At 71.2% G+C, this 13,395-nt stretch carries 7 protein-coding genes; 2 read left to right on the top strand and 5 right to left on the bottom strand.

Annotated elements, in window-relative coordinates; genetic code table 11:
- Positions 1–24 precede the first annotated feature (24 nt).
- Positions 25–990, top strand: coding sequence for an EamA family transporter (locus ACIGQF_RS28925; RefSeq protein ID WP_399716057.1), 966 nt, complete (start codon positions 25–27; stop codon positions 988–990).
- Between the two features lie 11 nt (positions 991–1,001).
- Here the strand turns inward: ACIGQF_RS28925 and sbnA are convergent, their stop codons facing one another.
- The 5 genes from sbnA to ACIGQF_RS28900 all read right to left on the bottom strand — a co-directional run bounded on the left by sbnA (position 1,002) and on the right by ACIGQF_RS28900 (position 10,039).
- Entirely contained in the window at positions 1,002–1,988 is a 987-nt protein-coding gene (gene sbnA, locus ACIGQF_RS28920; RefSeq protein WP_399716053.1) for a 2,3-diaminopropionate biosynthesis protein SbnA, read from the bottom strand.
- A 52-nt stretch (positions 1,989–2,040) separates the two neighbouring features.
- Positions 2,041–3,111 (bottom strand): 2,3-diaminopropionate biosynthesis protein SbnB, encoded by a 1,071-nt coding sequence (gene sbnB / locus ACIGQF_RS28915; RefSeq protein WP_399716050.1) that lies wholly within the window; start codon positions 3,109–3,111, stop codon positions 2,041–2,043.
- Positions 3,108–4,109 (bottom strand): TauD/TfdA family dioxygenase, encoded by a 1,002-nt coding sequence (locus tag ACIGQF_RS28910; RefSeq protein WP_399716047.1) that lies wholly within the window; start codon positions 4,107–4,109, stop codon positions 3,108–3,110. Before ACIGQF_RS28910 ends, sbnB begins: the two co-directional genes overlap by 4 nt.
- Positions 4,110–4,135: 26 nt before the next feature.
- Positions 4,136–7,387, bottom strand: coding sequence for an amino acid adenylation domain-containing protein (locus tag ACIGQF_RS28905; protein ID WP_399716045.1), 3,252 nt, complete (start codon positions 7,385–7,387; stop codon positions 4,136–4,138).
- Positions 7,388–7,615: 228 nt separating this feature from the next.
- On the bottom strand, positions 7,616–10,039 hold the full coding sequence (locus tag ACIGQF_RS28900; RefSeq protein WP_399716043.1) for a Pls/PosA family non-ribosomal peptide synthetase: 2,424 nt from the start codon (positions 10,037–10,039) through the stop codon (positions 7,616–7,618).
- A 1,774-nt stretch (positions 10,040–11,813) separates the two neighbouring features.
- Here ACIGQF_RS28900 and ACIGQF_RS28895 point away from each other — a divergent pair.
- Positions 11,814–13,211 carry a tetratricopeptide repeat protein gene (locus tag ACIGQF_RS28895; RefSeq protein ID WP_399716041.1) on the top strand — a complete coding sequence of 466 codons (1,398 nt, stop codon included), beginning with the start codon at positions 11,814–11,816 and terminating at the stop codon, positions 13,209–13,211.
- The last annotated feature ends 184 nt before the right edge of the window (positions 13,212–13,395 follow it).

Here is a 13,395-nt window from a genome sequence, read left to right as displayed (position 1 = left end):
GGCGGGCGGCTCATGCTGCGGTGCATGACGCTGAGCCGCAGTGCAGAGGAGCTGTCACGCGCCACCGCCGGGAGCGGTGCGGCGCCGTCGCCCTCCGGGCCGGACCGCCTGGTGGGAGCGGCGCTGATGACCGGCAGCGGGCTGGCCAACCAGGTCGGCGCCGCGACCGCCGCCATGGCCTTCCCCGTCATCGGCCCGGCCGGTGTGGTGGCCGTACGGCAGTGGGTGGCCGGTGTGCTGCTGCTGGCGGTGGGCCGGCCGAAGCTGCGGGCCTTCGCCTGGCGGCAGTGGTGGCCGGTGCTCTGTCTGGCGGTGGCCTTCGCCACGATGAATCTGTCCCTCTACACCGCGATCGACCGGATCGGGCTGGGCCTGGCGGTGACGCTGGAGTTCTGCGGCCCGCTGGCGGTGGCACTGTCCGCGTCCCGCCGCCTCACCGACGGCGCGTGCGCACTGGCCGCGGGGGCCGCCGTGGTCGCGCTGACCCGCCCCCAGCCGACTACGGACTACGCGGGCATCGGGCTCGGCCTGCTCGCGGCGGTGTGCTGGGCCTCCTACATCCTGCTCAACCGGACGGTGGGTGCCCGGCTGCCGGGTACGGAGGGGTCGGCGGTGGCGGCGGGCGTGTCCGCCCTGCTGTACGTGCCGGTCGGGGTCACCGTACTCGCGCACCGGCCGCCCACGGCGGGCGCGGTGGCGTACGCGGCGGCGGCCGGAGTGCTCTCCTCGGCCGTGCCGATGCTGGCCGACCTGTTCGCGCTGCGCCGGGTCACGACCCGGTTCTTCGGAATCTTCATGAGTGTCAATCCGGTGCTCGCCGCACTGGTCGGCTGGGTGATGCTGGGCCAGGCACTGCACTGGATCGACTGGCTGGCCATCGGGGCGATCGTGGCGGCGAACGGCATCAGTGTGCTCACCTCGCCGCGGCCGGAAACCCGGTCACCGGCCCCCTGCGGCAGCGGGGCCGGCGATCGCGGTGTCAGCGCCTGACGGCGCTGTGGTCAGGCCGAGCGGGTACCGGCCGTCAGCTCGTCGGGGCTGAGGACGTCCTCACCGTAGAGGTCCTGCAGCCAGTTGGTCTGATAGATGGTGTCGAGGTAGCGCTCGCCGAGGTCAGGGGCGATGGCCACCGCGGTCAGGTCACGGTCGTCCTGGCGCGCCAGCCAGTCGGTCGCGCCGCTGACCACCGTGCCGGTGGAGCCGCCGAACAGGAATCCGGCGCGGGCGAGGCGGTGGCAGGCGCGGACGGTGTCCGCCTCCTCCACCTGGATCACCTCGTCCACGTAGGACTCGTCCAGCAGCGCCGGGCGGACACTGGTGCCCAGGCCCGGGATCATCCGCCGGCCCGGAGGGCCGCCGAAGGTGACCGAGCCGACGCTGTCGACGGCGATCACCCGCACCTTGCGGCGCCACTCCCAGAAGTAGCGCGCGCAGCCCATCAGGGTGCCGGTGGTACCGGCCCCGACGAACAGTACGTCCAGATCGGGGAACTGCCGGGCGATGGCGGGTGCGGTGGTGCGGTAGTGCGCCCGCCAGTTGCCCGGGTTGGTGTACTGGTTCAGCCAGACGTACCGCTCGTCGGAAGCGCACAGAGCACGTACGTAGTCGATCCGCGCGCCCAGCCAGCCGCCGTGGGCGTCCGGCTCGGCGATGAGGTGCACCTGGCTGCCCAGGGCCTCCATCATCCGCCGTGACGACAGATTGCACCGCGGGTCGGTGACGCACACGAACCCGTAGCCCTTGCTCGCCGCGATCATGCTGAGCGCCACGCCCAGATTGCCGGACGAGGACTCCACCAGGACCGACCCCGGCATCAGCGCACCCTCGCGCTCCGCGGCCTCGACCATTTCCGCCGCGGCCTTCAGCTTGATCGACCCGGCGAAGTTGAAGCCCTCGCACTTCAGGAACAGTGGCTGTCCGAAGGTCGACCGCAGGTCGACGTAGAGCTCTTCCTCATTGAACTCCAGGGGAACGGATATGACTGGCACGATGACCCCCTCATTTGATGACCCCCCATGTGCGGCCGTAGGAACCGGCCGCTCATCCGTACCGGCGCAGCTCGTGGAAGAAGCCGTCGATGACGTGCAGCTCCCCCGAGCGGACCACCTCGTCGTAGACGTACTTGCCGACCGCCAGGTCCAGGACCCCCAGTCCGAACGGCGAGAAGACCAGCGGGCGGCCCGCCGGCGGCCGCGCCTTCCCCGTCATCACCTCGGCCAGCGTCCCGTGCAGGAAGTCCCTGCTGCCGGAGAGCTGTTCGGCCAGGTGCGGTGAGGTGTCGGCCTTCAGGCAGTGCTCGACGTCGTCGACGATGTTTGCAGAGGCGAGCACGATCTGCGGCGCGAGGTCGCGCAGCGAGACGTGCAGCACCAATGGATGATGTGCGAACCACGACACGTCCGTGATGTGCGGCTGGCCGGCGACCGTGGCGAAGATGACCAGGTCGCTCAGGCGGATCAGCTGCTCGGCGCTGTCGTGGATGGTGATGTGACCGGTGGTGCCGGACTGTTCCAGATACGTACGGAAGCCCGCCGCGCTGTCGGCGGACACGTCGTGCACGCCGATCTCCTCGAAGTCCCAGCCGGTGGCGGCCAGGAACGTGTGGATGTAGCGGGCGATCAGGCCGGTACCGAAGAACCCGACGCGTACCGGACGCGGCCGGCCGCGGCTGAGCCAGTCGGCGGCCGACGCCGCCGAGGCGGCCGTCCGGGTGGCGGAGATGATGGAGCTCTCCAGGCATGCGAACGGGTAGCCGGTGTCGTGGTCGTTCAGGATCAGGACCGCCGAGGCCCGCGGGATGCCGGCCGCCACGTTCTCGGGGAAGCTGGAGATCCACTTCAGGCCGTCCACCCGCTCCGGGCCGCCCACCGAGGCCGGCAGCGCGATGATCCGGGAGGACGGGCGGTCCGGGAACCGCAGGAAGTACGAGGGCGGGTTGACCGTTTCGCCGGCGTCGTGCAGCCGGTAGGTGGCCTCCACCAGGTCGACGATCTGCCGCTCGCGCCCCTGCAGGGCGTGCTGGACCTGGGAACCGGAGATCACCGCGAACGGCGGCACACCCGTCGGCCCCTTCCCTTCGGACCGCGCGGCGGCGGAGTCGATGGTCGTCATCGGGCCGTCACCTCGACCGTGGGCTTGCAGTCGGCGAGCTGCACCGCGTCGGCCATCGCCACCAGCACCTCGCGCGGCCCCTCGAAGGGGTCCCGGCTGTGCGCGGTGCGGACGTTGTCCACCAGCAGCAGATCGCCGGCCTGCCACGGCTCCCGTGCGGTGTGCTCCTCGTACAGGGCGGTGAGCAGTTCCACGATGTCCTTTCCGATCGGATCCCCGCCGCCGAAGCGGGTGTTGAACGGCAGTCCTTCGACGCCGTAGTCCCCCACCAGGTACTCGTGCACGTCCGGGTCCATGGTCCATTCGTTCAGGAAGGCGACCTGGTTGAACCAGCAGCGCTCGCCGGTGACCGGGTGGCGTACCACGGCGCTGCGCCGCTGGCTGGTGCGCAGGCCGTCGTCCTGCTGCCACGCGAAGCTGATGGCGTTCGCACGGCAGTACCGCTCGACCTCCGCGCGGTCCTCGGTACCGAAGGCCTCCCGCCAGGGCGCGCCGATCTCTTCGTTGTAACTGCGGGTGAGCAGCCAGCCCTCCTTCTCGAACCGCTTCACCAGCTTGCGGGGCAGCGCCTTGAGCACGGCGGCCGCGTCGGCCACGCCGGTTGCCCCGCCCTTCTCGGGCGCGGTGAGACAGGCGAACATCATCAGGCCGGGGAAGGTGAGGGTGTAACTGAGCTCGTGGTGCATGCACATCTGCTGGTGCGGCGGCCATTTGGTGGAGGAGTACACCCCGTCGGCGTACTTCCGCCGCGGCGCGAACGACTCCCGCTCGCTCAGCAGGCCGTCGGCCAGCCGGTGAAAGACGGCTCCGGCCCCGGGAGCGTCCCGTAAGCCCAGGCCGCGGACGAGCAGGGAGCCGTGCTGGGCAACGGCGGCGCGCAGCGCCTCGCGGTGCTCGGCCACCCAGTTCGTCGCGTCACCTTCGGTCTCGGCCCACAGCATCGGGGGCCCTCCTGGCTGCCGCTCCACGTCGAGCAGGGACGCCGGGAATGACGACATTTCAGGTTTTCCCTTCGTTACGGTTCTCAAGAAGAAGCCAACAAAGCGGCGGCGGCCTGTACGGCCTCTGCCGCCCGGTCCGGGCGGGTGCGCAGGAAGTAGTGGCCCCCCTCGGTCAGTTCGTGCAGCTGGACATCGTCGGCCAGCAGCTGCCAGTCGAGGTGGCGGTCCCGGGCATCGGCCGTGACCGGGTCGTCGGCGGCCACCACCACGGTGACCGGTGCGGCCAGCTTCTCCGCGGGCGGTTCGGTCAGCAGGCCGGCGAAGTACCGGTGCGCGGCGAGGCAGTCGTGACGGTAGGAGGCGCCGACGTGTTCGGCGCGCCGTTCGTCCAGCTCCTCCAGTTCGGTGTAGCCGCCCTCCGCGCTCAGCCGTGCGGCGATCTCCGCGTCGCCGAGCGCCGTCAGTTCGGCCATGGCGGCCTGCCGGACGGCGGCGTCGCCGGGCAGCTGCGCCGCGAGGAAGAGCCGCTGTACGGTCACCCCGCGCCGCTCCAGCCGGCGCGCCGTCTCGGCGGCGAAGGCGGTGCCCGAGGAGTGGCCCCACAGCAGTACGTCGCTCAGGCCGCGCCGGACGATCTCGCCGACGGTCTGCTCGACCACCTCTGCCAGCGGTACGAACGGCTCGGTGGTCGCGGTCAGGTCGTGTCCGGGCAGTTCCACGGCGTACACCGCGCGTCCGCTGTCGCGCAGCGCGCGGGCCAGCGGCTGGAAGTTCACCGCGTTGCCGCCGGCGTACGGGAAGCAGACCAGCGCTCCGGCCGTGCCGCCACTCGGCTCGGCGAGCGCGTGCAGCAGTCCGTCGCGGCGTACGGAGCGGCCGTCGACCACGTCGGCCAGGTCGGCCAGGACGGGGTGCCGGGTGACGTCCTTCAGGGAGACGGCGCGCTTGAGGGTGACCGCCAGCTTCACCGCCGACAGGCTGGTGCCGCCCCGGTCGAAGAAGTGGTCGCGGCGGCCGATCCGGTCCTGCGGGATGCCCAGGACCGCCGACCAGGCGGCAGCCAGCTTGTGTTCGGTCGCGGTGCGCGGCGCGTGGTACTCCTCCTCGACCGCGCCCAGCCGGCCGGCCAGCGCGGTGAGCGCCTTCCGGTCGATCTTGCTGTTGGCGGTCAGCGGCAGGGCCTCCAGCCAGTGGAAGGCGGCGGGCACCATGTAGCCGGGCAGTGACTCCCCCAGCGCCTGGCGCAGCGTCGTGACCGCCAGCTCGCGCCCGGAGTAGAACGCGACCAGGTGCTTGCTGCGGTCGGCCCGCTCGGCGACCACCACGGCTCCGTCGCGTACGCCGTCCGTGCGCAGCAGGGTGTTCTCGATCTCGCCGATCTCGATGCGGAAGCCGCGGATCTTGACCTGGGTGTCCCGGCGGCCGAGGAACTCCAGCTTGCCCTCGGCCTGCCAGCGGCCCCGGTCACCGCTCCGGTAGAGCCGTTCGCCGGCGCGGTGCGGGTCGGGCAGGAACGCCTTGCGGGTCCGCTCCGGGTCGTTGATGTAGCCGCGGCCGACGCAGACGCCGGAGAAGACGATCTCGCCTGGGGCGCCGAGCGGTACCGGGGCGAGGTGGTCGTCGACGACGTAGACGCGGACGTTGTGCACGGCCGGGCCGAGCGGCACCCGGTCGCCCTCGGGCGCCTCGACCATCACCTCGTGGTTGGTGTCGTCGGAGGTCTCGGTGAGGCCGTAGGCGTTGACCAGCTTGATTCCGGGCTGGGCGGTGAACCAGCGCTGGGCCAGCTCCTTCTTCAGTGCCTCGCCGGTGACCGACACGCACCGCAGGTCCGGCAGGTCGCGGGGCGCCGCCTCCAGCGCGGAGAGCACCACTTCGAGGTAGGAAGGGACGACCTGGAGGACGCCCACCCGGTTGTCGACGACGGTCTCCACGAACCGCTGGACGTCCAGCACCGCGTCCTGCCCGATCAACAGGGTCCGGCCGCCGACCAGCAGCGCGGAGACCAGCTGCCACAGCGAGATGTCGAAGCACTGGGGCGCCGTCTGGGCGACCACCTGGCCTTCTTCGACGCCCAGGTCATGGATCTTGGCGTACAGGTGGTTGAGCATGCCGGCGTGCTCGCACATCGCGCCCTTGGGCTCGCCGGTCGAGCCCGAGGTGAAGTAGATGTACGCAAGCTGATCGGGTGTCACGGCGATGCCGAGGTCGTCCTCGGCGTGGCCCTCCTCGTACGCGGCGTCGATGAAGATTTTGCGGGCGCCGGGTACGGAGGTCAGGGCCTCGTCGAGGGTGCCGGTGCTGGCCTGCTCGGTCAGTACCAGGCCGCACTCGGCGCGGGTGAGCGTGGTGGCGATACGGTCCGCCGGGAAGTGCGGCTCGATGGGCAGGTAGACGCCGCCGGCCTTGAAGACCGCCAGAACGGCGGCCATCCAGTCCAGGTTGCGTTCGGTGACCACCGCGACGACGTCCTCGCGGCGCAGCCCGCGGGCCAGCAGGGCACGGCCCAGCCGGTTGGCGTGGGCGTTCAGCTCGCGGTACGTCCACTGCCGGGTGCCCTGTACGGCGGCGACGGCGTCCGGGTGAGCGACGACTCGCTGCTCGAACAGCTCGTGGAAGCGGGCGTCGGGCAGCTCGCGGTGCGGACCGGCGAGCCCGTCGATCTGGTGGCGGAGTTCGTCGGCCGACAGCAGGCTCTGCCGCTCGTGCTCGGCGTCGGGCCCGGCAGCCAGCAGCGCCAGCGCGCGGCGGTGGTAGCCGGCGATCCGCGTGGCGCACTCGGCGTCCAGCGCCTCGGTGCGGTACCGCAGCCGCAGTACCAGTTCCTCGCCGCGGGCCTCGGCGCCCAGCCGCAGCACTATGTTCCCGTCCGGCTCGCCGTCCCCGCCGGTCGGGTCCCACACCGTCTCGTACTCCGGCCCCACCACGTCCAGTTCACGCCGCAGTTCCTCGACCGGGAACTCACGGTGCGTCAGGACGGCGGCGGCGACGCGGTCGGTGTCGTGCACGACGGCCCGCCAGGTGGCGGCGTCGGTCGCCAGCGGGCAGGGCAGCGGCCGGCCGCCCCGTTCGGTGACCAGACCGGTCACCACCTCCCGCTCTCCCGCCAGTGCCGCGAGGGCCTTGGCATGCGCGGTCAGCAGCAGGGTGTCGAACGGCACCGCCAGCTCCTCCGCCAGCCGGCGCAACGCCGTGACCACCTCGGCCGGAACGCTCGCCACGTGCTCGGCGACGCCCGGTACCGGTCGCCGGGTCCACCGCGGGACTGCGGTGACGCCACCTCCCGCGAGCACCCCCCGCCAGAAGTCACGACCGGTCTCTGCTGGCTGTGTCATGGAAACTTCCCCCTCCGTTCACCGTTGCCACGGTGCTGCGCGCCACTGTCCGGCGCGGCGCGGTAGTAGTTCTCGATGTGGTGGCCGCTGTTCCGGCCGGCCGTGGTGACCGGGCCGTGCCGGGTGCCGGCGACGGCCCTGCCGCCCTCTCCGCGTCCAAGGGCCGCTTCCCGGTCCCGTGCGGTGTGTTGCGTTGCGGGGCGTACGGCATGCTCGGTGACCCCCGCGTCACGCGCTCCGGTGCGGTACGGCGCGCATCTCCGTGGCCGGGTTGCCGGCCCACCGGACCCGTTGCGGGACCTCCTCCCCCTTCATGAGGAAGGAGTCAGCCGCGATCACGGCCCCGTCGCCCACGGTCACGCCGTAATGGACCATGGCACCGACGCCCAGCGTGCTGCCGGCGCCGATCGTGCTGTGGTCGGACTTGAAGGTGCCGTCCTCCTGCGAGTGGCACTGGACCTTGCTGCCGGTGTTGAGCGTGGCGTCGTCGCCGATCGTGGTGAGCGTCCGTTCCGTGAGGTAGCAGCCGTCGTCGAAGACCCGCTTGCCGAGCCGGACGCCCATCAGGCGCCAGAGCAGGTTCTTGAACGGCGTGCCGTTGAACACCATGAAGTGGGTGTCGGGCACCTTCCACAGGCGCTCGTGCCACCAGAAGTACGGCTCGTAGATGGAGCACAGCTGCGGCCGCAGCGGCCGGAACCGCAGGATGACCCGTTCCACCAGGGCGAAGTAGACGCCGGTGAAGGCGATGCTGAGGCCCATGTAGGCGGCGACGAGCAACTGCTCCGCCACGCCGTACAGTTCGATGCCCGCGACGGCCAGCACGGTGAGTACGTAGACGTGGATCCACCGCAGGAGGAGGAAGATGCCCATCGTCGTGATGTTGTGCCGGTTCTTCGCGGCGAGTCGCCGGCGGAACTCGCGTCCGGTGCGGAAGTGGTCGAAGCGGGTGTCGCGCTCCACCGTGCGGGGGATCTCGAAGCTCGGTGAGCCGAGCAGACCCACGTTCTCGCGGAGCTTTCCCTCGAGCGGGACCATCACCTTGGTCGCGAGGAGGCAGTTCTCCCCGGTCCGGCCGCCTGCCGGGTAGGCGATGAAGTTGCCGAGGAAGTTCTGGGCGCCGATCTCCGCCCGGGAGACCTGGAAGGAGGTGCTGGAGAAGTCGGCGTTGATCATCGACAGTCCGTCGGCGACCATCGTTCCGCTGCCGACCTTGCTCAGGAACGGGGTCTCGTGGTTGATGCCCGTGCCGAAGTTGGATCCGGTCTGCTCGACCTTGGACAGGTCGTACCCGAGGCAGCGCAGGTAGTGGACGATGTAGGAGCTGTCACCGAAGAGCCACTTGAAGAACTTGATGTTGGTCATCCGCGCGATCGCCCGGTGCACGGAGTAGTGGAATCCGTACAGCGGATAGACCCGGTCCGGCCGGATCAGCAGGTTCAGCAGGCGCGGGACGGTGAACAGCCAGACCATGCCCAGCAGGGTGAAGCCGAAGAACACCACGACGGAGATGAGCAGCGCGTCGGTGTACAGCTCCGCCGAGGTGAGCCCTTCGGTGCCCGGACCCAGCCACCTGCCGAGCGCGGGGATCTCGGTCAGCACCATGTACACGACGCCGACGGCCAGCGGCAGGGCGATCAGGAACAACTGCACCAGGGTGAGGAGGCCGTAGCCGAAGCGCCGCAGGGTGCCGCAGCCGGTCGGCGCGACGCGTACGTAGTTCAGCTCGGTGCGCTCGGCGGGCGAGCCGTGCCAGTGCTGCCCGGCGGGCACGGCCTCGCCGGTCTGCAGCGCCGACGCGTGGCCGAGCTGGGCGCCGTCCCCCATCGACGTCTTGATGTCCAGCACGGTGCGCTCGCCGATGAAGACGTCCCGGCCGAGGGTGACGGGGCCGGTCTGGATCCGTCCGGCGTGCGCTCGGTAGCAGAGGAAGAACGCCTCCTTGCGGATCACCGTGCCGGCGCCGATCGTGAGGAGGTCGGTGCAGACGGGCACGGCGTGCGAAAGGATGGTGACGTTCTTTCCGATGCGCGCACCGAGCGCCCGCAGGTAGAGCACGTACAGCGGGTTGCCGATGAAGAGCCGCATCGGATTGGCGTTGATCAGTACCCGGACCGTCCAGAAGCGCAGGTAGCCCAGGCTCCACACCGGAAATTCCGTGGTCCGCCACCGGCCGACGAGAATCCACTTCGCCGCTACCGGGAAGAGGCACATGGCGACGAATCCGGCGCTGCCGAAGAGGGCCGACCGAAGATAGACATCGACCAGACCGGAGCCGGCGGAGACCCAGGTGTAACCCCGGATCATGACCAGTCCGGCGAGGTAGGAGTAACCGAGGAAGAACAGCAGTTGCAGCGCTCCGCACAGGATGTACCGCGGTGTGCTGCCGACGGGCGCGCCCTCCTCGGGGACGGCCGGCACCTGTGATCCGACGGCGGCGGTCGGCGCGGCCGGCAGGGCCGTCGCCAGGCCGCGGACGGTGGGGTGCCGGTAGACGTCCTTCATGGAGACCGACGGCAGGTCGTCGCGCTTCCTGACCCGCGCACAGAACTGGGCCATGAGCAGGGAATTGGCGCCGAGGTCGTCAAAGAAATGGCTGTCGACCGCGACCCGGTCGGTGTTCAGCACACCGGCCAGTACCTCGGCGAACATCCGCTCGGTGGTGCGTGCCGGTACGGTGCCCCCATTTTGAACAGTTGAAGATTCAACCAGATCCGCTGTCGAAACCTCGACAGGTTTTCCCACCACGTGAGCTCCTAGTAAGTCAATGTCGATAGCTGTGCGCGAATTCAACGCATGCGTTCCGCGCGGTGGGGGGACTGGTGCGACGCCCGCTGCGGCCGCCTCCCGGGGCAGGGAAAGGCGGCATCGCGCGGCACGAGAAGAAAGGGCTCACGACAGGCACACGCTGCGCCGCCCGCCGCGAAGGCGGGCACGCTGCGCGGCCCGGTGCACTCGTGGTGATCGCTTTCGCCGTCGTCCTCGGCGTGGCCCGGGTCCTCTGTGGGGTGACCCGGCTCCTCGGTGCGGTGGTTCAGAGCCGGAGCGCTGTCCGGGTTCTGAGGTGCGTCCGGGTCCGCCGCCCGGCCGGTGAGTCCGGCCCTGAGCGCTGCCCGGTCGAGATATCCGCACGTCCGGAGGGATCTGCTGCGCGCCGGAGCGGGCCCGCGGGCACACCGGCCCGCCGCACCCGTACGCCCAGCGGGCGCGAGGGCGCAGGTCCGTCGGCACCGGACACGATTCGGCGGCGCGATCGTCGTGCACGCCCCCGCGGCGCGCACGGCCGGGGCCGGCCGTTCTTGTGCCGAGTAATTGAGGAACACCCCCCGTTCCCTGTGTGCGCCCGGGCCCCCCGACCCTGACGCTTCCCCCCTACCGACCAGCTTGTCGTAACCCTGCATCGACGTCATGAGCACGGCTCCCCCTCGAGACGCGCATAGGTGGTGACAGCAGGTTAAGCACGCCCCGACTCGGGAACCATCCGGTGGCCGAACTCGGCGAGAACGGGTTCACTCACAGGTGTTCGTGCAGGTAGCAGGACGAAACAACGGAACCGCGAGACACCGCGCGCCACGGTCCGAAGAGGGCGGACGGGCACTTCTGGAGTACACACCCGCGTGCGCCGCTCGCTGTCAACCCCGGAGTGCGCCCTACCGCCCGCCGTCAGGAGTGCCGTACGGGGCGGGGGGCATGCCCCGGTGCTGGATCCCCCTGAGTGCCGGCTTCGGACGGTGTGTGATTTAGCCGACTCCCCGCCCCGTGGAACCGGTCCGGCCGAGGAGGACTCGGTTCGTCCCGGCCGGGGCCCGCCGGCTCCGGTGCGGTTCCGGCCGTCTTCCGCACCGGTACCGGCCCGCACCACGCGCCGAACTTTCCGTGGCCGATGCAGGTGTTCCTCGTCGTGGGCGCGGGGTTGTGCCTCGCAGAAGGTTGTACCGCCGCACGCACTCGGCCGGATCCTGCCGAGTGCCTACCCTTTCCCGCCGAATCCCACGCACTCCGGAGGTGGGGCGTCGCCGGGCACCGCCTACCTCGGAGCGCAAAGCAGCCGGTCACGCCAGGTGTCCCGCAGCGCTGTGACAGCGCTGCGGTGTGGCGGGTTGCGCACCCCCCGCACGGCTTCATCCGGCCGTAGGGTGCGTGGCCAGGTCCGGGCGGGGCCGCCCATTCAGGCCCTTGCCCGGCTGGCCGGATCGGCTGTTGCGGGCCGCTGCCGGTGTGCCGCCGCCCGCCGTGCGACCTCCGGCGGCGGTGCCACAACGGCGCCGCGGCGGCGCTCCGGGGATGACTGGAACGTGTCCCGCCGGGGCATGCATCGTTGGCCTGGTACGGGTGGTGGCACTCCGGGGACCGGATTCCGCTCCCGGCGGCCGCCGGTCGTCCACCATCGCTGAGGGCAGGCGGACCGGCTACACAGGAGGGACCTATGACAGCGGACCGGCACGGGTACCGGATGAGCCACACCGGCGCCGATGCCCTCGTCCACTACGAACAGGCCCTGGATCACCTGCTGTTCTTCCGGCCGGACGTGGCCGGCTCGGCCCGCGCCGCGCTCGACGCGGCACCGCGGTCGGTGATGGCGCAGGTGCTGGCCGCGTACCTCGGCGTCCTGGGCACCGAGGAGAAGGACGCGGCCGCGGCCCGCGACGCCTTCCTCCGCTTCCGCGCCGGCCTGGACGAGGAGGGTCTGACCTCCCGCGAGCGGATGCACCTGGCCGCCGCCGAGGCCTGGCTGGGCGGGGAGATCCACCGCGCCGGACGGCTGCTCGGCGACCTCACCGTCGCCCATCCCCGCGATGTGCTGGCGCTGTTCGCAGGGCACCAGCACGACTTCCTCACCGGGGACGCCCAGCGCCTGCGCGACCGCGTCGGCGGGGCGCTGGGCGCCTGGGAGCCGGACGACCCGCACCGCGGGCCGCTGCTGGGCATGTACGCCTTCGGCCTGGAGGAGTCGGGGCACTACGAGCGCGCGGAGGAGGTGGGGCGCGAAGCCCTCGACCGCCATCCGCACGATGTGTGGGCGATCCACGGCGTGGTGCACACGTACGAGATGCGCGGCCGCTTCACCGACGGCCTCCGCTTCCTCGACGCCCGCACCGACGACTGGTCGGACGGCACCCTGCTCACGGTGCACAACTGGTGGCACTACGGGCTCTACGCCATGGAGCTGGGCGACTCGGCGCGGGTACTGGAGATCTACGACGCGGCGCTGCACCACGAGGAGTCGGCGGGCGTCGCGATGCAACTGCTGGACGCCGCGGCGATGTTGTGGCGGCTGTACTTGACCGGTGCGGACCAGGGCACGCGGTGGGCGCGGCTCGCCGACGCCTGGGAGCGCCGCGACGACGGTGCGCACTACGCCTTCAACGACGCGCACGCGGTGATGGCGTACGTGGGCGCGGGCCGCATCGCGCTGGCCGAGCGGCTGGTGGCGGACCGGGAGCGCTGGCTGGCGGGCGCGGCGCCGGCGGTGTCCAATCGCGCGATGACCGCCGACATCGGCCTGCCGGTGTGCCGGGCGCTGATCGCCTACGGGCGGCAGGAGTACGGCCGCGCCGCCGACCTGTTGCTGCCGGTCCGGCACCGGCTGCACGAGTTCGGCGGCAGCCACGCCCAGCGGGACGCCGTCCAGCGCACCCTCGTGGAGGCGGCGCTGCGGGCGGAACGGACGGACCTGGCCCGCACCCTGCTGAGCGAGCGCATTCAGCTGCGCCCGGTCTGCCCGTACAACTGGTCGGCGCAGGCCCGGCTGGAGGAGCAGCTCGGCGATCCGGAGCGGGCCGCGGCGGCGCGCGAAAAGGCCGCCGCGCAGGCCGCGCTGTGATCGACGACCGACGGTGAGGGTTCCGGCCAGTGGCGGGGACCCGGCGGTAGCCCGCCGTCACCAGGCAGAGTTGCTCCCTGCCCCTGGTCAGCGCGGCGGAGCCGGCCTCCGCAGCGCGCTGCTGAGGAGTCGGCAGGGACGGGCGTGACAAGGGGCCCCACCCGGTACTCCGGAATACATATTT

Origin of the sequence: Streptomyces sp. NPDC053560 (assembly GCF_044544605.1) — a bacterium.
In the GTDB taxonomy this organism is placed as follows: Bacteria; Actinomycetota; Actinomycetes; order Streptomycetales; family Streptomycetaceae; genus Streptomyces.
The sequence above is the reverse complement of the archived record's forward strand: the minus strand, read 5'-3'. Positions and strand labels throughout refer to the sequence as shown.